Raw genomic sequence first — 21,303 nt, 5'->3', positions numbered from 1 at the left:
ACGAGCCATACATATAGACCTTCTCCAACTTTAGAAGGAATAGCATGATTTATAATCTCATAAATTGGTGGGGTTTGTGAAATCATGTATCCGCTTGCAAAAAGGGAATTCATAATTATGGGAGGTTTTGCAAAAATGAAAATAACTTTATGGGGGAAGAGGGCATTTGCGATCTTTATGATTATTGCTCTCGTGTTCTCTGGTCTTGGACTACATCCTGTTAATGTTACAGCAGCAACGACGAAGGTTGTATTGGTTGGGGATCTGCAGTCTAAATTTACATCGACAGGTGCGGAAACGCCGGGTAAGGATTGGGATGAGACATCAGTAGTTACCCAAATGACCTATTCAGATAATGGCCTATATTCTTTTACAGGCACTCTGCCGGCAGGAGAATATAACTACAAGGTTACTCTTAATGATTTATGGGACGAGAACTATGGATTCACAAGTTACACCAATCCTCAGGGAACAAATGATGGGGAGAATATCCATATCAAGCTGGAAACAGAGACTGCCGTAACCTTTTATTATAATGACTTAACTCATAAAATAGCTGATTCCACGTATTACACACCGATTGCTTCCGCTAAACTACCAAGATTGACAGGAAACCTGCCGGCAGAAGCACTTACCGTATTATCTGATCCTGATTTTGATGATGTTTACAGTACGGTGGCTACCCTTCCTAAGGGAGATTACACCTACCAAGTTTCTGTTCCAGGAGACGGTGAAGCCGGGGATCAATTGTATCCCGAAACTGCTAATAATCTGAGTCTTCCTTCAGATCTGCCGGTTACCTTTAAATTTAATCCACTGGATGGCAGTGTGACAGCAGAATATAAAATTCCTTCTGAACCTGTTGAGGTTACTCCTGTTCCGGCTGGACACATCCGTATTCACTACAATCGGACAGCTGGTGACTATGAAAATCAGGGATTATGGACATGGGATGATGTTCAATCCCCTTCCGCAAATTGGCCAACAGGTGCAACTCCATTTCCTGAAGGGCAAATCGATTCTTATGGTGCTTATGTTGACGTGCCAGTGAAGGATGGAGCTAAGAAAATTTCGTTCCTTGTGGTAAACCGAGTCACTCAGGCCAAGGATGAAGGCGATAAGCTCTTTACTATCAACACGCCTGAGGCGAATGAAATTTGGATCAAGCAAGTTTCAAATGATGTAACACCGTATGAACCAGTTGCACTTGCTCCTAATACAGTGCGAATTCACTATACCAGAGCTGATACAAATCATGATCAATATGGACTGTGGCTGTGGGATGACGTCGTAGCCCCATCCGAAAATTGGCCGTCTGGAGCTACTCCTTTTGTAGCAGATCAAACAGATCGTTATGGTGCATATGTTGATGTTCCGCTTATTGAGAATGCGAAGAAAATCGGCTTTATTGTGATGAAACCTTCGAACGGTGATAAGGACGGTGACAATAAAACCTTTAGCCTGCTGGATCGATACAATCAGCTATGGGTTAAAGAAGGAGACAACAATGTTTATGTTTCTCCGTTTGGTGAGACACCTATTGGCTTAGTATCCGCAGAGGTGCTGTCGACGAGCAAAATCCTTCTCGGCTTCACACTGACTGACGGTTTGGATCCAGCAGCCTTAAAGACAGCAATTACAGTTAAGGATAAAGAGGGTGCTGCAATCCCGATTACTGCTGTAACCCTTACAAGCAAAACTTCAATCGAAGTGGATACAGAAGCATTTGATCTGGAAAAAGTTCCGCTTAGCGTTACCTATTCAGGTAAAACGGTCTCGGCCGCAAGTGGCTGGAGAATGCTTGATGAAATGTACAATTATACAGGAGACGATCTTGGAGCTACGTATAATGCTGACAAAACAGCCACATTGAAATTATGGGCACCTAAAGCAAGCTCGGTCGTTGTGAATCTTTACGATAAGAATGACTCTAACGTGCAAGTGGGCAGTGTTGCTTTAACGCTCGGCGAGCAAGGGGTTTGGTCAGTCCAGCTGAAGCCAGCTGATTTGACAGGCACAACGGCAACAGATGTAAGGGGCTTCTTTTATCAATACGAAGTAACGAATGACGGTGTAACCCATAAGGTTCTTGATCCTTATGCTAAATCAATGGCGGTATTTACTGTGGATACCACAGGTGCTGCTGGTGCTGGCGGGGATACAGTGGGCAAAGCGGCTATTGTTGATTTAAGCCAGACGAACCCAGATACCTTTGGGTATGCTGATATAAAAGGCTACGAAAAACGTGAGGACGCCATCATCTACGAAGTCCACGTGAGAGATTTTACATCGGATGTATCGATCGAGGATAGTCTGAGTGGGGAAAGATGGGGTTCTTATAGCGCTTTTGAAAAGAAACTTGATTATATTAAATCTCTTGGTGTAACGCATGTTCAGTTGCTTCCTGTGATGGCTTGGTATTACGGGGATGAGACGAAGATGGGGACTCGAGAGCCGGATTATTCCGCAAAAAACAATGAATACAACTGGGGTTATGATCCTCACAGCTATTTTTCACCGGACGGGGCCTATTCACAGAACCCTGCCGATCCAGAAGAGCGGATTAAAGAATTAAAAGGTTTGATTGATGCCGTGCATGAAGCTGGAATGGGTGTCATTCTGGACGTAGTGTATACTCATATGGCTAAAAAAGAATTTTTAAACGACATCGTACCTAATTACTATGCCTTCCAAGATGCAAACGGTAACTTTATCGGGGGGTTCGGCAACAATTTAGCCACCAACCATAAAATGGCTGAGAAGCTGATGGTTGATTCGGTAAAATACTGGTTTGAAGAGTACAAGATTGATGGAATGCGCTGGGATATGATGGGCGATGCGACAGCTGATGCTGTTCAGCATGCTTATGATGCCGCAGCAGCAGTGAATCCGAAGGCACTCTTTATTGGTGAAGGCTGGAGAACATTCGGCGGCGCCGCGGCTGATCCTTCTCTCGCTGGGCAAGGTGCAGATCAGGATTGGATGGACAAAACGGATAGTGTCGGTGTTTTCTCCGATGAATTCCGTAATGAATTGAAGTCTGGTTATGGTTCCGAAGGCCAGCCTAGATTTATTACAGGTGGAGCACGTCCGATCGCTACAATCCTGGACAATATCAAAGCTCAACCTTCGAATACACCAGCAGATGATCCGGGTGATATCGTCCCATATATCGAAGCTCATGATAATCTGACACTTCATGATGTCATAGCACAATCGATCAAGAAGGATCCGGATATCGCTGAGAATGAGCTTGAAATTCAGCAGCGGATCAGATTAGGAAATATGCTCGTATTAACTTCTCAAGGTACAGCCTTTATCCATGCCGGTCAGGAATATGGGCGGACTAAGCAGTGGAAGGGCACAACGATTCCTGAGGATAAATTCACAGAGATGTTCGACAATAACAACCAATCGTTCGGCTATTTCATTCATGATTCTTACGATTCATCGGATGCAGTCAACATGTTTGATTGGACCAAAGCAACAGATGAATCTAAGTTCCCAGTACAGAACACGACAAGAAAATATACGTCGGGTCTGATGGAGCTGAGAAAATCAACGGATGCCTTCCGATTGGGCGATAAGGATTTGGTTGACTCTAACATTAACCTGATCCCTGCTCCAGAAATGAAGGATAACGATCTTGTCATCGGCTATTCCAACAAAGCAACAGATGGAACTGGCATCTATTATGTCTTCATGAATGGTGACAGCACAACTAGAAAACTGACCTTATCTGAGGATTTGACGGGCGGTCAGGTGCTTGTGGACAACGATGAAGCTGGTGTTACAGCGATACCGGCTGCACAGCAGTCAGGTTTTATTTTGACAGCAAATTCAATTACACTAGAGCCTTTGACGGCCGTGATTATTCAAAAGGAAGCTGCACCAGTTACGCTGAACTCTTTGGAAACAGATAGTGCAAGCTACACGCTGGCAGCAGGAAATACGCATCAAACCGCTGTTTTTGCGAAATATGATGACAATAGCAGAAGTAATGTTACTAAGAAGGCTACTTACCTCTCCAATAAACCTGAAGTAGCTACAGTAACTGATAAAGGTCTAGTCAAAGCGGTTGGGCTAGGAACGGCAACCCTTACTATCTCTTATGAGGGTATTTCTACAACCGTCACCGTTAAAGTTACTGACAAACGATATGTTCAATTCACTTATACCCGTAGCGATAAGGACTATAAGGATTGGAATATCTGGGTTTGGAACACTGGAGCTAAAAATGACCAGATTGATTTCACAACCTTTAAGAATGGCACAGCGAGCGTTCTGATTGAGGTTGCTGAGAATGCAACAAGCGTTGGATTTGTCCTGCGCAAAGGTACGGATTGGAACACGGGGAAACTAGACTACCCAGACGATCGTGTTATTCCGTTGACCCCTGGTGAACCGTTCACTAAGGTGTATGTAACCAGTATGGTTAAAGAGCTTGATATCAAACCAAGTATTAGCGGCCCTATTTTAAAAGATGGAACGATTACTTTCAGATACCGCGACGACGCTTTGTTCCGTAATGGAAATATGGACGCAATAACAGCTGCTAAAGTAAAAGTGAACGGCACTTCGTATCCAATGATCTATGATCCGGCTAACGAGTGGTTCACTTACACACTGGCTGATTTAAAAGAAGGTATGTATAAATATACTTTCTTGATTACAAAAGACGGCGTCACTACCGAAATTACAGATCCAAAGAATACGGTGAATGATGAATCTGTTATTGATTATCATCAACCTGTCGTTAAGATTGCGACATCCGTAAGTCCAGAGGCAGTCACATCCAATCAGAATGCTGTTGTAACCATCCACGCTTCCTCTTCGGAAGAAGTAACTTACTCTGAAGCATATATGGATTTAACTAATCTTGGGGGCCCTAGCAAAGTTAAGCTGGATACGGAACTCTTGAAACAAACGGTTGCTGTGGAAGACACGGTGTCAGCGGGCATCAAGGATATTCCGATTACGCTCGTAGACCAATACGGAAATGCACATAAGGAAAAGGCTACACTTGAGGTAAAAGCAAGAACCTATACAGGGGATAAGCTGGATTTTGATTGGGATGAGGCTCGAATTTATTTCGCGCTTACAGACCGATTTAAAGACGGTGACCCAACGAATAATGAGAATGTGAATAAAAATCATCTGGAAGCTTATCATGGTGGAGATTTCCGGGGGATGATCGACAATCTCGATTATTTGCAAGAGCTAGGAATTAACACGTTATGGATCACGCCAATCGTAGATAATATTGATTTTAACAAAGGCGTTGACTTTGGCAGCGAACAATATGGATACCATGGGTATTGGGCAAAAGATTTCACCAAGCTCGACGAGCATCTTGGCGATATGGCCACCTTCAAGGAGCTGATCGAAAAGGCGCATGACAAAGGGATCAAGATCATGGTTGACGTTGTACTCAATCATACGGGTTACGGTCTGAAAGCTGAGGATACCTATCCGACAATTACAGCTGAGGATAAAGCACGTTTCGAAGGGATGCTGCGCACGGATGGTGTATCCGCAGATACAGATCCAATTAAGGGTGAACTTGCCTTCCTGCCAGATTTCAAAACGGAAGATCCAGCCGTTCGTGAAAAAATTATCGCTTGGCAAACAGGCTGGTTAGACAACGCACGTACGGAACGTGGAGACACGATTGATTATTTCCGTGTGGATACGGTCAAACACGTGGACGATACGACTTGGAAAGCCTTTAAAAATGCACTGACAGCGATGGATCCAAACTTCAAAATGACCGGCGAATACTTCGGTGGAACCATTGATAACAATGGTGGAATGCTCGAAACTAGCCAGATGGATGGGCTGCTTGATTTTGGATTTAAAGATGCAGCCAGAGATTTTGCAAATGGTAAGGTAAACAGTGTGGATGCTTATCTGCAGGAACGTGAATTGAAGATCGACAATACGAAGATGATGGCTCAATTCCTGAGCAGTCATGATGAGAATGGTTTCTTGTCTGATTATGTGGGAGGCGATAAAGGCAAGCTGAAGATTGCTGCAGCTCTGCAAATTACCGCCAAAGGACAGCCAGTAATATACTACGGAGAAGAACTGGGTAATTCAGGCAGCAATGCTGGAAATATGTCTGAAGGTCAATTCAGTGAGAACCGTAAGGATATGCCTTGGGATCAATTGACGGCAGAGAAGCCACTACATGACCATTATCAAAAGCTGTTGAATATCCGTGCGAAGTACTCCAAAGTGTATTCCAAAGGTGCGCGCACGAAGCTCGCAGGTTCAGATGATTCAGGTTATTTGGCTTTCAACAAATCTTATGAAGATGAGAACGTAGTGACGGTAATCAATACTAAAACTAGTGAGAGTTCTGTAACGATTCCAGTACCGTTTGCTGCTAATTCATCGGTAACCGATGAATACAGCGGTAAAACATACATGGTTTCCGAGGATCAAAAGGTAAATATTGATCTGCCAGGTAGAGATGATGGAGGTACGGTTATTTTGGCTGAGGTATCGGATGTTATACCGACACCAACGCCAACGTCGACACCAACACCAACGTCGACACCAACATCAACGCCGACACCAACACCAACACCGACACCAACGCCAACGCCGACACCAACATCGACGCCAACACCGACGCCAACGCCGACACCAACATCGACGCCAACGCCGACACCAACATCGACGCCAACGCCGACACCAACGTCGACGCCAACACCGACACCAACGTCGACGCCAACATCGACGCCAACGCCGACACCAACGTCGACGCCAACATCGACGCCAACATCGGCACCAGAAGTAACACCGTCGCCTGAGGTGACACCAACGCCAGAAGCCACAGCGGCACCAACCTCTGGAGTTGTTGTTAACCCTAGCCCTACACCGCCAGCGGATACTCAGGTTGTGAATGAGGATAGCTTGAAGAATGGTAAAGAAGGCAAGGTGCAAATTGATGTTGCTGCCGGTAAGACAGCGGTACGCTTACCTTTACAAGCTGCACAAATACTAGGAACTGATGATCTTGTATTTAAAATGGGAGATCTGTTAGTTACTATCCCTAGCCAGCTTTTAAGTACAATGCCAAGTTTAGCTTCAGGTATTGATGGGGTAGGTGCCCAAATCTTGTTTGAACTGAACCCACTGGCGCAGTCTGCTGCGAAAACCATAGTAGACGGTTTAAACAATGATAGTGCTCATGTTAGCTCTCTTTCCGATGTATTTGAATTCAGACTTAGCGTGCTGATGAAAGACGGTACTCGGATTGTAATTAAGCAGTTCGATGAGCCGATTACGATCTCATTCAAGATTAAAGGGCAATTCAACAAAGACTTAATCGGAATCTATTATTTAAGTGATAATGGCGGGTTAGAGTACGTGGGAGGACAGCTGAATGGAGAGGTGATCACGGCACAAGTCACACACTTCAGTAAGTATGCTGTGCTTGAAATCGATAAGTCGTTCAAAGATGTTCCTGCAACCTATTGGGCATTTAAGGCGATTCAATCACTTGCCGCCAAACAAATCGTGTCAGGGGTCACTACCTCTGAGTTTGATCCGAAAAGTAATGTTAGCCGTGCGGAATTTACAGCACTACTAGTACGTGCACTTGGCTTAAAAGCGGAAGGGCAGGTCCTGTTTACTGACATCAGGTCAGATGCATGGTATGCCTCATATGTAGCCACAGCTGCTAAGCTGGGTATTGTTAGTGGACGGAGTAATAATATTTTTGCGCCGAATGCATCAATTACCCGTGAGGAAATGGCTGTTATGGCGATCCGCGCACTTGAAGTGAAGTCTGGTAAGAAGCTTGAACCTGTAGCAGCCTCTACGGCATTTACTGACGCTTCAAGTATTAGCAAGTGGGCGGAATCTTATGTGAAGACTGCAGCAGACTTAGGACTCCTGCAAGGCCGAGAGAACAATCGATTCGCTCCAAAAGCATGGATGACCCGCGCAGAAAGCGCACAGGTTATTTATACGCTGCTGAGCAAGTAGGCTAAACTAAGGTGTGCTGAACTCTGGCACCCTTTAGTTAGAGCAGCGGTTAGCATTTTAGTATTCTCCAAAAGAAAACAGGGTATCCCGAAGCGATTATCGCTTGCGAGATACCCTGTTTTGTTATGCTATATGGCTGAGCAGTGGGAAGAAAAGAAGTCTTTTAGATGATTGCCTTTAGGATTGCGAATCCATAGGCTGGCATCTTCACGTTCAGCTTGCTGCGTTCTGTGCGCAGTGTTTCGCCTGTAAACAAGTTCTCCCAATCCCGCTCGTCTACGTCAATACGGAAGGTCTGAGCGGTCTCTTCACTGTTGATTAGTACGACAATTGTCTGCAGATCCAGCCGGCGCTCATAGGCTAGCTTGCTGCCTTGTTGTCCTGCCTCAAGGAAGGTAAATGTACCTGTGCGGAGAGCAGGGTGATCGTTGCGTATTTGAATAAGCTGACGATAGAACTCGAAGAGCTCACGATCCTGCTTTTCAGGGTTCCACTCCATGCATTTGCGGCAACCAGGGTCACCTTCACCGTCCATGCCGATCTCGTCACCGTAATAGATGCAGGGAGTACCCATAAAGGTGAATTGGAACAGTGCCGCTAATCGCATCTTGTTTTTGTCTCCAGCAGCCAGCGTAAGCAGTCGTGGAGTATCGTGGCTGTCCAGCAGATTAAAAGCAACTTCACTAGCCTGCAGCGGGTAGCGTGATAACTGTTTACCAATGGAATTAGCGAATTCTTCAGCATCAAGAGTGCCATTCACAAAGAAGTCAAGGACGGCGTCAGTGAAAGGATAGTTCATAACGGCATCAAATTTATCGCCTTCTAGCCAAGGTGCAGATTCATGCCAGATTTCCCCCAATATGTAAGCCTCAGGATTAGCGCGTTTAACCACCTTGCGGAATTCCCGCCAGAAATCATGATCCACTTCATTGGCAACGTCCAGACGCCAGCCATCGATCCCGACTTCTTTGATCCAGTATTCTGCGACTTTCAGTAAGTATTGTTTAACTTCAGGATGTTCTGTGTTTAGCTTTGGCATTAGCGGTTCAAAAGCAAAGGTGTCATAAGTAGGGACACCGTTTTCAATTTGAAGCGGAAACTTGCGAATATGGAACCAATCTTTAAAGGCGGAAGCCTCTCCTTTTTCTTGAACATCCACAAAAGGGGCAAAGGTTCTGCCAGAATGATTGAATACGGCATCTAGCAGGACACGAATCCCACGTTTATGGCAGCTATCGACGAGCTTTTTTAAAGTCTCAATATCTCCAAAATGCGGATCGACTTTCATATAGTCTTCTGTATCGTATTTGTGATTAGTAGTTGCATCAAAGATAGGTGTGAAATAAATAGCAGTGATCCCAAGCTCGTTAAGATGATCTAAATGATCAATAACCCCTTGCAGGTCGCCGCCAAAAAAATTGGTTGGTGTTGGTTCGGAGCCCCATGGCTGAACATTTTCCGGATCAAGGCTCGGGTCACCATTTGCAAAGCGTTCTGGGAAGATCTGATAAAAAACAGCGTCCTTTACCCAGGCAGGTGGAGCGAATACATCAACGCGGTTAATGAAGGGGAATTCGAACAGCTTGTTTGGGTTTTCCGGCCGCACCGTTTGAAAGTCACTTTCGGTCATCCAAATTCGTTCGTTATCTTTTTGAAGTAAGAAGCCGTATTTCAAGCGGCGGTAGAGAGGTACTGAAGCACATTCCCAATAGTCAAACATAGCATCGGAGGTGAAGAGGGTCATGGGAATTAGTTCTTTTGTGGTATCCCAAGCGTATTTATCTCCAGCAAAGGCGAACACTTCGGTTAAATCCCCTTTTTTAGCGCGCAGACGCAGGTGAATCGTACTTTCATTATAGGCATAAGACCAATTTAACCGCGGACGATGATACACTGCTTCCAGTAACATGATAAATCCTCCTAAAGTTTTGTTAGCGTTACTTCCTCGAACACTTCGGCAAAACCACATCGAAAGCATAGGCTAAGTTTTGTTAGCGCTACTTCCTCGGACACTTCGGCAAAACCGCATCGAAAGCATAAACTATTCCCGGACGATACTCCACAGAGCGCGTGGAATGTAGAATGTCGCTATTGTTATTGGTTGCACAGTTTTTTATGCAACATGCACTAAATCAGTAGCAGAGTAGCACATAACAAAGAGGCACAGCCACCGCGAAATAGCTTGCCCGAGGTTGTACCTTTGATAAGTAACATTGCCTTTTAATTGTATAGAACAGGAGGCAGACAAGAGATGTTGTGCTTCATGCTGGACAGCCTCTTAACGTTTTGGATTATAGCATGGAATAAAAGGGCTTTCAATACTCTTGTTCAAACCATTGCACTAAATTTCACTAAAGTAAACGAGCATTGTGAACGTTAATTTATGAGAAATCTCTTGAAATAGAGAAAATGTGGCATATTAGGGGCAAATAAAATAGATATTCCAATATTAAACACATGAATTATCGACTAATTAAAAGATATCATGTGAAAAATGGAGATATATGCCTATAATGTATATCAATTAATGGAAAATGACCCAATACAGTATATGCAAACGTTTTTAAAAACAATCGTTACTGTTGTATGATGTACTCATGAATGAAGCGCTTTCGTACCTGTGAAATGCAGATACAGAAGGAGCAAGCTAAAAGAAGAACTTTTTTTTTAGCCTTTCTGAAATCGTTTGCGCAGATTGCAGCACTACTATTTTCCATCTTACGTTTTTAAAAATTGGGAGGGGTTAAAGTAATGAAATTGAAAAAAATGATGGTTATCACCGCAGCTTTCTCAATGGCTCTGTCCGTTACAGCATGCGGTTCGAACAACAACAGTACGAATAACGGGGGCAACAACGCAGCAAAAGCTACTAACAACGCTACTACAGAGACTGCAGCGCCAGAGAGCACAGATGCAGCAGTAACAGATGAAATCGTACCTGAAGATGGCGCAACTCTAGTGGTATGGGAAAGTAAAGAAGAAAGACCTTTTGCAGATGAGATTGCTAAACAGTTCACAGCAAAATATAACGTTCCAGTCAAGGTTGAAGAATTGGCACCCCCGGATCAAGTAACTAAGCTTACTCAAGATGGTCCTTCAGGATTAGCGGCAGACGTTATTCTTATCCCTCACGATAACTTAGGTAAAGCGGCAAGCGCGAGCTTGGTTCTTCCTAACGATGTCTTCGGTGAAGAAACAAAAGCTAACAATACTGAAGCTTCGATTATCGGATCTTCGTACGAAGGCGAATTGTATGGTTACCCAAGAGCAGCAGAAACTTATGCATTGTTCTACAATAAATCGCTTGTTAAAGAAGCACCTAAATCATTCGATGATGTTCTTGCATTCAGCAAAACATTCACGGATAAATCGAAAAATAGATATGGAATTATGTGGGAAGTAGGAAACGTGTACTTCAACTACATGTTTATCGCATCCGATGGCGGATACCTCTTCGGTAAGGATGGTACGGATAAAGATGATATCGGTCTTGCTAACGATGGCGCAATTGCAGGACTTAAAGAATTTGTGAAATTGAAGGAAGCATTGCCAATTAAGAGTGGTGATATCAACAGTGATATCAAACGCAGCTTGTTCAACTCTGGTGATGTAGCTATGGATATCACAGGTCCATGGGAGCTTGGAGGATACAAAGAAGCTCTTGGTGACAACCTTGGTATTGCTCCAATCCCTACAGTGAATGGCAAAACAGCAATTACATTCTCTGGTATTAAAATTTTCGCAGTTAACTCGTTTACTCAATATCCGAATGCTGCTAAATTGTATGCGAATTTTGCTTCAAGCAAAGACGCTCAGCTGTTACTGAACAAAACGATTGGTTCGGTTCCTACAAACAACGAGGCGCTTCTTGATCCACAGATCTCTAGCGATCCTTATGTGTCCGTTTTTGCAGAACAAGCTAAGAACTCCCAACCGATGCCTTCTATCCCTGAAATGGGTAACGTATGGAGTCCAGTAAATGCTGCCCTTCCAGAAATTTGGGATAAAAATGGGGATCCAAAAGCAGCAATGGACAAAGCTGTACAACAAATCAAAGATTTGAATAACAGTGCATCTCAATAAGGATCATAATTCACTGTCTTAACAGCATACAGTGAATCAAGCTGCCCGCCGCATGTTTAGCGGCTGGCAGCTTCTTATTTTCACTCGGAGAGGAGAACGGAAGCGAAATGCAACGACATCGCACGAGGGCCGCAATACTGTCGACGATTTTTATGGGATTGGGACAAATATATAACCGCCAATTCGTTAAAGGAATATTATATTTAGCCGTAGAAGCTGTAGCCGTTTTTTATTTTATTGAGAATCTTGCCAACTCCTTATGGGGCATTGTAACACTAGGAGAGAATCCGAGTCGTCTGGTTAAAGTGAAGGGGATCGCCAAGATGGTTACCGGTGATCACTCGATTTATATTATGATCCAAAGCTTGATCACCATCCTTATTCTTATTCTATTGATTATCGCGTGGTATTTGAATATCAGAGATGCTTACAAGATTGGAGAAAAACGTGATAACGGTCTTCAGGCAAACACTTTTAAACAAAGTGTTCGTTATATCCTGGATTACAAGTTTGCTCAAGCGTTTCTAGTCTTGCCGGGTATCGGTGTTCTATTCTTTACTATTATGCCTATTATCTTCATGATCCTGTTGGCCTTTACGAACTATTCCGCACCTGATCATCTTCCACCCGCCAAATTGGTGGACTGGGTTGGATTTCAGACCTTTCGTAATTTATTGGTCCTTAAGACATGGAGCCACACTTTTTATGGTGTATTAACATGGACAATTATATGGGCAGTTCTTTCAACCATTACTACATACTTCGGAGGACTGTTGGTCGCTTTGCTGGTGAGTCAGAAGGGCATTCGCTTCAAAGGAATGTGGAGAGTAATTCTGATTGTGCCTTACGCGGTGCCACAGTTAATCTCGCTTCTGCTCATGCGCAACTTATTTAACGGTCAATTCGGGCCTATCAATCAATACATGGGGTATTTTGGATTGGATGGATTACCGTGGCTGACTGACCCATTCTGGGCTAAGGTTACCGTAATTATCGTTAATATGTGGGTAGGTATTCCTGTTTCTATGCTGCTTATCATGGGCGTTCTGACTACTATCCCACGGGATATGTATGAAGCTGCTGAGGTGGATGGAGCATCGGGTTATCAGAAGTTCCGTATCGTAACGTTGCCGATGGTATTATTCTCCACAGCACCAACCTTGATTACGCAGTTTGCAGGTAACATCAACAACTTTAACGCAATCTTCCTATTAACTGGGGGTAGTCCGGTAAATGGTGACTATCAATATGCCGGTTCTACGGACTTGCTAGTAACCTGGTTATACAAATTAACGCTTGATCAGAATAAAAACAACATGGCTTCGGCAATAGGGATTATTATCTTTATCATTGTCGCTTCATTCTCCCTGTACAATTACCGCCGGACGAAGTCATTTAAAGAGGAGGATATGATCCAATGAGCAGAAAAGTCGCGAACATTATTCGCTTAGCAGGTAGTTATATTATCTTGATTGCTTTGTCGATAGCTGCACTCTATCCTGCCCTTTGGATTCTCTTAGCTTCCTTCCGACCTGGTAAATCATTGTACAGCAAAACGTTTATTCCCGAGCAATTCACTTTATCACATTACAGAGAATTGTTCACATCACCCAGCTATATGTTTGGGACTTGGTATGCCAATACCTTGAAAATAGCTGTGTTCTCGATGCTTATCGGGGTAGTTCTTACTTTGTTAACCAGTTATGCCGTATCCAGATTCCGGTTTAAAGCGCGTAAAACAGCGTTATCCACCGTATTGATTCTTGGTATGTTCCCTGGTTTTATGAGTATGATCGCTATTTATATGCTGCTTAAAGAGTTTAATTTGCTGGATACACATATTGCGTTAATTATCGTTTATGCGGCGGGGGCACCGCTGGGTGGGACCTTTATCGCTAAAGGGTTCCTGGATACGATTCCTCGTTCTTTGGATGAGGCGGCTCGAATAGATGGGGCGAGTAATTTCGGGATATTTATGCGGATCATCTTACCCTTGTCACGTCCTATGATCACTTACATGGCGCTGACTCAGTTTGTTGGTCCTTGGGTGGATTTCATTTTCGCCAGACTTATTTTGCGGACGAAGGAGAACTGGACGGTCGCAGTCGGAATGTGGGATATGGTTAACACGAACCAAAACACGAACTTTACCTTGTTCTCTGCGGGTGCGGTTTTGATCTCCATTCCAATTATGATTTTGTTTGTATTCTTGCAACGTCTGCTAGTAGATGGCTTGACAGCAGGAGCTAGTAAGGGGTAAACCCATTCGCTCGCTTCATGCTAATAAATGATCAGGGTACAGCCTTTATACAGAAATGGAGGGCTGTACCCTTATTTCGTCACGGGGAGTGAACTTAATGAAAAAGTCCTGGACTCTATATTTTAAATCTGTTGGAGTTAAACTGTTCGTTATTTTATTTAGTTCTATAGTTCTCTTATCCTCCGTGCTAGGATTGACTTCCTATTTTGCCGCTAAAAATATCATTACGAATGAGGTTGCTGCAGCCTCCACACAATCTGTAGTTCAGGCAGCGGACAAGCTGGATTTTGTGCTGGCAGAGTATGAGGCACTATCAAGGCAGTTTGCACTCGACTCTGTGTTAAAGGGTGATTTAGAAAAAATAAATAGTGGCGAGCTTACAACTGTGGACAAAGCCGGTGCTGAAGATCGGATTCGCAGAAAGCTGGACTTGGTAAAAGGGTCTGATGAGCGGATGTATGGCGTCAGGCTGGTATCCAAGAGCTTGGTAGACTCAGAATCTTATAAGTCTGCTGGCATAAGTGGGATTCGTAGTGATGAAGGCATTTCCGCAAGATTAGAGCAAATTGCCGCAGCTAAAGGAGAGCCAGTCTGGTTTCCCGTTCGTGAGAAAGGCTTTTTTGATGCTTATACTGAGCCATCCTTAACTATGGGGAGATTGCTACGTAATCTTTTACATCCCGAAGCGGAGTATTACATGCTAATCGAAGTGAAAGGGAAGGCCATGACTGAAATGCTGTCTAACCTTCAGATTGGGATGACCGGTGAAATTCGTATCTTGAGTGCGGATGGCAGCATTGTGTATGGTGCGGATCATGCCAAGCTGGGTCAATCCTCTTACATAAAAGTTTCAGAAGAACAAGGGAAAGAGCAAAATCATTCATTTACAGCGGAGGATGAGAACGGAAGTTCTCAGCTTGTTGTATACCAGCCCCTGGCGACTGCCAAGTGGATGCTTATGGGGTATGCTCCTGTCAGTGATTTTACTAAGTCTGCGGACAAGCTTTTATATATCACATTTTCTGTGGTGCTGGCGGCAGCCTTAATAGCACTGCTAATTGGTTATATTCTTGTTCGATTGGTAGGGCGCCCGCTGGGTAAGCTGGCAATCTTGATGGAGGAAGGAGAGCGTGGGAACCTACAGGTACGAACCAATTTCAAGGGCAAAGATGAGATTGGCCGCTTGGGTCAAAGCTTCAACAAAATGATGGAGCAGATCTCCTTACTTGCAAGGCAGAGCGGGAATTCGGCAGATGAGGTCCTCCTTACTTCGGAACAATTAGTACAAGCATCAAGTACAATCTCCCTCCATGCCAGAGAGGTTGCGACCGCTACCGGTGAGATTGCAGCGGGGTCAGCCAGCCTCGCTGTTGAAGCCGAACGCAGTTATCACAATGTTGAGATTATCGGCAACAAAATGAGTGAAGTGACGGAAATAAATACAGTGATGGACCATTCAGCAGAACGGGTCATTGAGGTTAGCAATCAAGGTACAGAGCTGATGAAGCTGCTGGTAGAGCAGAGTGAGTCTACGGTAGAGGTGATCAATCGAATTCAAGATAATTCTACTAAGCTCAGAGAAAGCACTCATTTAATTCGCAGTATACTCAGCCCTATGATTGCTGTGAATAAGCAGACCAATATTTTGGCACTAAATGCTACCATAGAAGCAGTTAGAGCAGGTGCGGCAGGTAGAGGGTTCATAGTGATTGCTGATGAAATCAGGCAGCTCGCTAACCAGTCGAATGAATCGATTCAATCGGTCTCCAAGATCACGGAAGAGATTGGTCTACATATCGAGAACACCGTTAAGGATATCAATGAAGCCGCTCCTAAGTTCCGTGAACAAATCTCTTCTGTAAGAGAGTCGTCAACGATATTCGCGAGTGTCAAAGAGGAAATGGAACATTTCATGAAACATATTAGTGAATCTTCTGCTTCTGTCCTCGAACTGATTGAGTTCCAGCGTCAACTCGGTGAATCCATGGCCAGCGTAAGCTCCATCGTCCAGCAAACCACTGCTTCGACGGAGGAGGTAGCTTCTATGTCATCTCAGCAATTCACGGTTAGTGAGGAATTGGTTGCCCTATCGGAAAAGCTGGAGGGCTTGGCAGCCGATCTTAAGCACTCTTTGGTTTCTTTTCAAGTATGACAATATTATTCTAATAGAGACGGGCAATTTTCCAATATAATGGAGAGTTGCTCGTTTTTGTTGATTTGATTGCTATCGGACGTTATCTTGTCTTCGAAGTGGCTAAAGAGATACACTTGTATTAAGTAATAAATGAAGAAAGTAGTGATCCATTGACGAACTTAAATCTGAGCCCCAGCGGGAGTCTTTTTCAGCAGGTTTTAATCGAGGGAGATTATAGTCCTCATTTTTTTGCTTACTATTATAAACAGTGGAATAACTACAATATGTCTTACCATCAGCATAATTCAACGGAAATCATGTATTTGATCTCAGGAAGTTGTATCGTAGATGTCCGTCCAAGCTCAGGAGGAGAAGAGAGAGTTCGGCTGAAGCGGGGAGAATTGATCATCCTAGACGCGAATGTTCCGCATAGGCTGATTGTTGAAGAGGGGGCACCTTGTCGGATGCTAAATGTGGAATTTGGCTTCATGGAATATAGAGGGGTTGCACCCTCTGTCGGCAAGCTAGCCCGTGAAGAAACGGCGCTCGCAGAAATGCTGCAGCTTCCTTTTTCCAGTTTAGTAATGCCTGATCCGGAGGAAATCTATCATGTTCTAAAGGGACTTGTGTTAGAGCTTGATCAGAGCGGCGGGAAGGGGGGAAGTATGGTTGATTTATTATTTTGTGAGCTTCTGTTGCGATTATCCAGACTTCGGCAAGAGCAGCTTCATACCAGCCAACAGCCCTCGCAGCTTTATGTGCGCCGGAGCATCGAATTTCTGCATCAGAACTATGACCAGAACATTCAGGTTAAGGACATCGCTGCCGCAGTAAATCTGCATCCCGGATATTTGCATCGAATTTTTAAGAGCCATACGGGTCGGACACTCAGCGATTACTTGAATATGCTGCGAATGGAGAAGGCGAAGATGCTGCTTGGGCAGAGCGACATCCCGATTGCTGAAATTGCAGATTACGTAGGAATTAGCAGCAGGCAATATTTTCACCTTCTTTTTAAAAAATACGCCGATTGCACGCCTGTAGAATTCCGCAATTCCATTGAGCGTCACGCCTGGAGTTATGAAGAGCATGATTTTTAGTAGATAGGTTAGGATTTTTGACACCTTCTTTCAAAAGAGGTCATGATATTGGTTACGCTTTCCTCAGGTCCCTTGCTACAATGGACAGGAACAACCAATTCATTACCGGAGGATGATAACCATGTCATTTAAAGTGTCTTTTATAGGGGCAGGCAGCATTGGATTTACCCGTGGATTGTTGCGGGACTTACTAACTGTACCGGAATTTAAAAATATCGAAGTCTCATTTATGGATATTAACAGCCACAATCTGGAGATGGTCACGGAGCTATGCCAGCGTGATATTAAGGAGAATGGTTTAAATATACAAATTCAGGCGACAACGGATCGCAGAGAAGCACTGAAGGATGCTAAGTACGTATTTTGTACTATTCGGATGGGTGGGCTTGAAGCCTTTGCTACGGATGTGGACATTCCCTTAAAATACGGAGTCGATCAGTGTGTGGGAGATACTCTGTGTGCGGGAGGTATCATGTACGGGCAACGCGGAATTGCGGAGATGCTGAATATTTGCCGTGATATTAGGGAGATGGCAGCACCGGATGTGCTTTTGCTTAACTATTCGAACCCGATGGCTATGCTGACCTGGGCCTGCAATAAATATGGTGGTGTTCGGACCATCGGTCTATGTCATGGTGTACAGCATGGGCACCAACAAATTGCGGATGTGTATGGGCTTAAGAAATCCGAAGTTGATATTATCTGTGCGGGCATCAATCACCAGACCTGGTATATTTCAGCAAGTCATGAGGGGAAGGATCTGACCGAAGGTCTTTTAGAGGCTTTTGAGAAACATCCGGAATTCAGCCGTACGGAAAAAGTGCGCATCGATATGCTTCGTCGCTTTGGATACTATAGTACAGAATCCAATGGACACTTAAGTGAGTACGTGCCATGGTATCGTAAACGCAGTGATGAAATTATGGATTGGATCGATCTGGGGAGCTGGATTAACGGAGAAACAGGCGGTTATCTGCGTGTCTGCACGGAAGGTCGGAATTGGTTCGAGACCGATTTTCCAAACTGGATGAAAGACCCGGCATTGGAGTATACGAAGGAGAATCGCGGGGAAGAGCACGGCTCTTATATTATAGAAGGATTGGAAACGGGACGAGTGTACCGGGGGCACTTTAATACAGTGAACAATGGCGTAATCTCTAATTTACCAGAGGACGCCATTATCGAAGCACCGGGATATGTAGACCGGAACGGGATCTCCATGCCATTGGTAGGTGAATTGCCGCTTGGGCCTGCCGCCGTATGTAACGTGAGCATTTCAGTGCAACGTCTGGCGGTTGAAGCAGCTGTACACGGCGATGATAAGCTGTTGCGTCAGGCATTTATGATGGACCCACTCGTTGGTGCTGTATGTAATCCAAAAGAAATCTGGCAGATGGTCGATGAGATGCTCGTCGCAGGGGAACAGTGGCTGCCTCAATACAGCGAAGCTATTGCTAGGGCCAAGGAACGTTTGGCTTCAGGAGAGCTTATCCCAACGAACGCTAACAACGAGGGCGCTGCTCGCCTGAAGGTGAAGACGGTGGATGAGATGATGCAGGACCGGGAAGCAGCGAACAAAAATGCTGGTGAGTCTGATAAAGGCAAGGATAGAGAGAAGGTTCATTAGGCTGTAGCGTTGAAAGCTTTTTAACTATAAATAACCTCCGCATTCCAGAGTTTGAGATTGGAGGTTATTTGCATGGTGGAAATCTAAGCGGGGAAAAACAAAACAGCAGTCATAGCTTACGATAACAAGCTGACATGGGTGGGGAGTACAAGTTTATCGGTGCCGATCCAAATTGTGAAATTAGGTGTATAGTAGGAGTTATTATGTAACTGAAAAAAGAAAGTTAGTTTAATTTCACTGGCTTATTTTTTAATCTATACCGTAGCGCCGAGCGCTACAGTAATCCCACACAGTTGCCCTACATACTATTCTGACGCATTCTTTGATATTTACGGACTCAGATGAGCAATTTGCCCATCCCCGATACTTACGGACCCAGATGACACTATTTAGCAATTTATCGCCTTTGGAGCATGATTTCGGACCCCAGTGCAGCTATTGCTCAGAATGAAGCTCGTTTTTGGTGTTTTTCATGCTAATAGTAGCTATGGGGTCCGATAGCAATCCAAATGTGCGCTAAAGCTACTTATAAGGTCATCTGTGTCCGAATGCGCCGATCCCCCAGTAATCCCAAAGTTGCCCTACATACTATTCTGCGTATCCCCTGATCTTGCGGACCCAGATGACGCTATTTGCCCATCCCCGATGCCTACGGACCCAGATGACGCAATTTACGAAGTTTGTTGTTTTGTTCAAGAAGGAGCAACGCCAAAAACGCGGATGTCCCATCAGCCATTCTTGGCTTTTGGGACACCCGCGTTTTGGAGTGGGGCATTAAGAATTAACCGTACCCTTTGGACTAAAGAAGGTCTTCAGCGCCTGATACACTTCTTTTTTGTCTTTAATGACATAATGCATGAATTGTTCATGTTTCAGGTGGCGATAAGCTGACATTAAGGTACTGCTACGATTGTATTGATTCACCTCACCGTAGCCGAACATATTGCTTCGTTTCAGCAGTTCTCCGATCAGCTTCACACAACGTTCGTTGTCGGAGGTGAGATTATCACCATCGGAGAAGTGAAATGGATAAATATTGTACTGTGCTGGCGGGTAGCGGCTATCGATAATTTCAATCGCTCGCTGATATGCTGAGGAACAAATCGTTCCCCCGCTTTCGCCACGGGTGAAGAAATCATGCTCACTGACTTCCTTAGCCTCCGTATGGTGGGCGAGAAAGACAATCTCTACCTTCTCATACTGGCGGCGCAGAAAACGGGTCATCCAGAAGAAGAAGCTGCGGGCGCAGTATTTTTCAAAAGAACCCATCGAACCTGACGTATCCATCATGGCAATAATGACCGCATTGGAATGAGGGGTTCTAATATCATCCCATGTTTTGTAGCGCAGATCATCTGGGCTGATACTGTGGATGCCGGGATTGCCGCTGCTTGCATTGCGCCGAAGATTCTCCAGCAGCGTACGTTTTTTATCGATGTTGGACATCATCCCTTTTTTACGAATATCGTTAAAAATAATGGATTTGACCTCGATCTCTTCCTTATTCTTAGGCTTCAAATGTGGTAATTCCATATCCTGAAATAGAATGTCCTCCAGGTCTTCCAGATTGACCTCTGCTTCCACGGTGTCTTGACCGGGCTGATCGCCTGCTTTTTCTCCTTTGCCTGGCTGTGCCGATTGTGAATCGCGCCCAAGCACATCTCCGACCTGGCTTTCTCCGTCCCCCTGTCCTACATGCTTCTGTTTACGGAAGTTATAAATAATCCGGTATTCATCCAGACTGCGAATCGGAACCTTCACAATCTGCTTACCGCCTGACAAAATAATATTCTCTTCGGTAACGAGGTCAGGCAAATTATCCTTGATGGCTTCTCTGACCTTTTGCTGATGGCGTTCCTGATCCTGATGACCTTTACGATGAAGGGACCAATCTTCTTTTGAGACTACGAAGGAAAAGGGACCGGATGATTGCGACAGGATGACCACCTCCCATGGAATATGAATGTTGATTGAAGGAATCTTTTGCAAAGTATATATTTGGATCCCCCGCAAAGTACCTGAGTACGCATAGAGAGCAAAGCCTCACCTTGTGGGGATGTTTTGGGGTTGTAACTAAAGTATATTCATGGGGATGAGGGAT

Annotated in this window: 9 protein-coding genes; 7 read left to right on the top strand and 2 right to left on the bottom strand. The window is 44.5% G+C overall.

The genetic code is table 11. From position 1 onward, the window contains the following. The first annotated feature begins 135 nt into the window (after window positions 1-135). Entirely contained in the window at window positions 136-7,998 is a 7,863-nt protein-coding gene (locus MKY63_RS01775) for a pullulanase (protein WP_339811324.1), read from the top strand. Window positions 7,999-8,161: 163 nt separating this feature from the next. On the opposite strand, the gene MKY63_RS01770 is transcribed toward MKY63_RS01775, so the two are convergent. Further along, window positions 8,162-9,907 (bottom strand): alpha-glycosidase, encoded by a 1,746-nt coding sequence (locus tag MKY63_RS01770; RefSeq protein WP_076316674.1) that lies wholly within the window; start codon window positions 9,905-9,907, stop codon window positions 8,162-8,164. A gap of 842 nt (window positions 9,908-10,749) precedes the next feature. On the opposite strand from MKY63_RS01770, the gene MKY63_RS01765 reads away from it, so the two are divergent. From MKY63_RS01765 to MKY63_RS01740, 6 genes are all read left to right on the top strand, one after another. Next, a complete protein-coding gene (locus MKY63_RS01765) occupies window positions 10,750-12,081 on the top strand; it encodes a maltose ABC transporter substrate-binding protein (RefSeq protein ID WP_036684378.1) in 1,332 nt (443 codons plus the stop codon). A gap of 107 nt (window positions 12,082-12,188) precedes the next feature. Then, on the top strand, window positions 12,189-13,502 hold the full coding sequence (locus MKY63_RS01760; RefSeq protein WP_036684375.1) for a sugar ABC transporter permease: 1,314 nt from the start codon (window positions 12,189-12,191) through the stop codon (window positions 13,500-13,502). Further along, window positions 13,499-14,341: a sugar ABC transporter permease gene (locus MKY63_RS01755; protein WP_036684372.1), complete on the top strand. Its 843-nt coding sequence runs from the start codon at window positions 13,499-13,501 to the stop codon at window positions 14,339-14,341. The genes MKY63_RS01760 and MKY63_RS01755 overlap by 4 nt, the downstream gene beginning before the upstream one ends. Window positions 14,342-14,438: 97 nt before the next feature. Next, complete coding sequence (locus MKY63_RS01750; RefSeq protein ID WP_051491335.1) at window positions 14,439-16,493, top strand: methyl-accepting chemotaxis protein; 2,055 nt, start codon at window positions 14,439-14,441, stop codon at window positions 16,491-16,493. 266 nt (window positions 16,494-16,759) lie between these two features. Continuing rightward, window positions 16,760-17,575 carry an AraC family transcriptional regulator gene (locus MKY63_RS01745; RefSeq protein ID WP_235219504.1) on the top strand — a complete coding sequence of 272 codons (816 nt, stop codon included), beginning with the start codon at window positions 16,760-16,762 and terminating at the stop codon, window positions 17,573-17,575. Window positions 17,576-17,696: 121 nt separating this feature from the next. After that, window positions 17,697-19,202 (top strand): alpha-glucosidase/alpha-galactosidase, encoded by a 1,506-nt coding sequence (locus MKY63_RS01740; RefSeq protein ID WP_038569578.1) that lies wholly within the window; start codon window positions 17,697-17,699, stop codon window positions 19,200-19,202. A 774-nt stretch (window positions 19,203-19,976) separates the two neighbouring features. Here MKY63_RS01740 and yhbH read toward each other — a convergent pair. Next, window positions 19,977-21,140, bottom strand: a complete 1,164-nt coding sequence (gene yhbH, locus MKY63_RS01735) for a sporulation protein YhbH (RefSeq protein ID WP_036684553.1) — start codon at window positions 21,138-21,140, stop codon at window positions 19,977-19,979. Window positions 21,141-21,303: the final 163 nt, after the last annotated feature.

The organism is Paenibacillus sp. FSL R7-0189 (assembly GCF_037969925.1).
GTDB classification, from domain to species: Bacteria; Bacillota; Bacilli; order Paenibacillales; family Paenibacillaceae; genus Paenibacillus_AQ; species Paenibacillus_AQ odorifer.
Note: the sequence above shows the minus strand (reverse complement) of the source record. Positions and strands in the feature narration are given on the sequence as shown.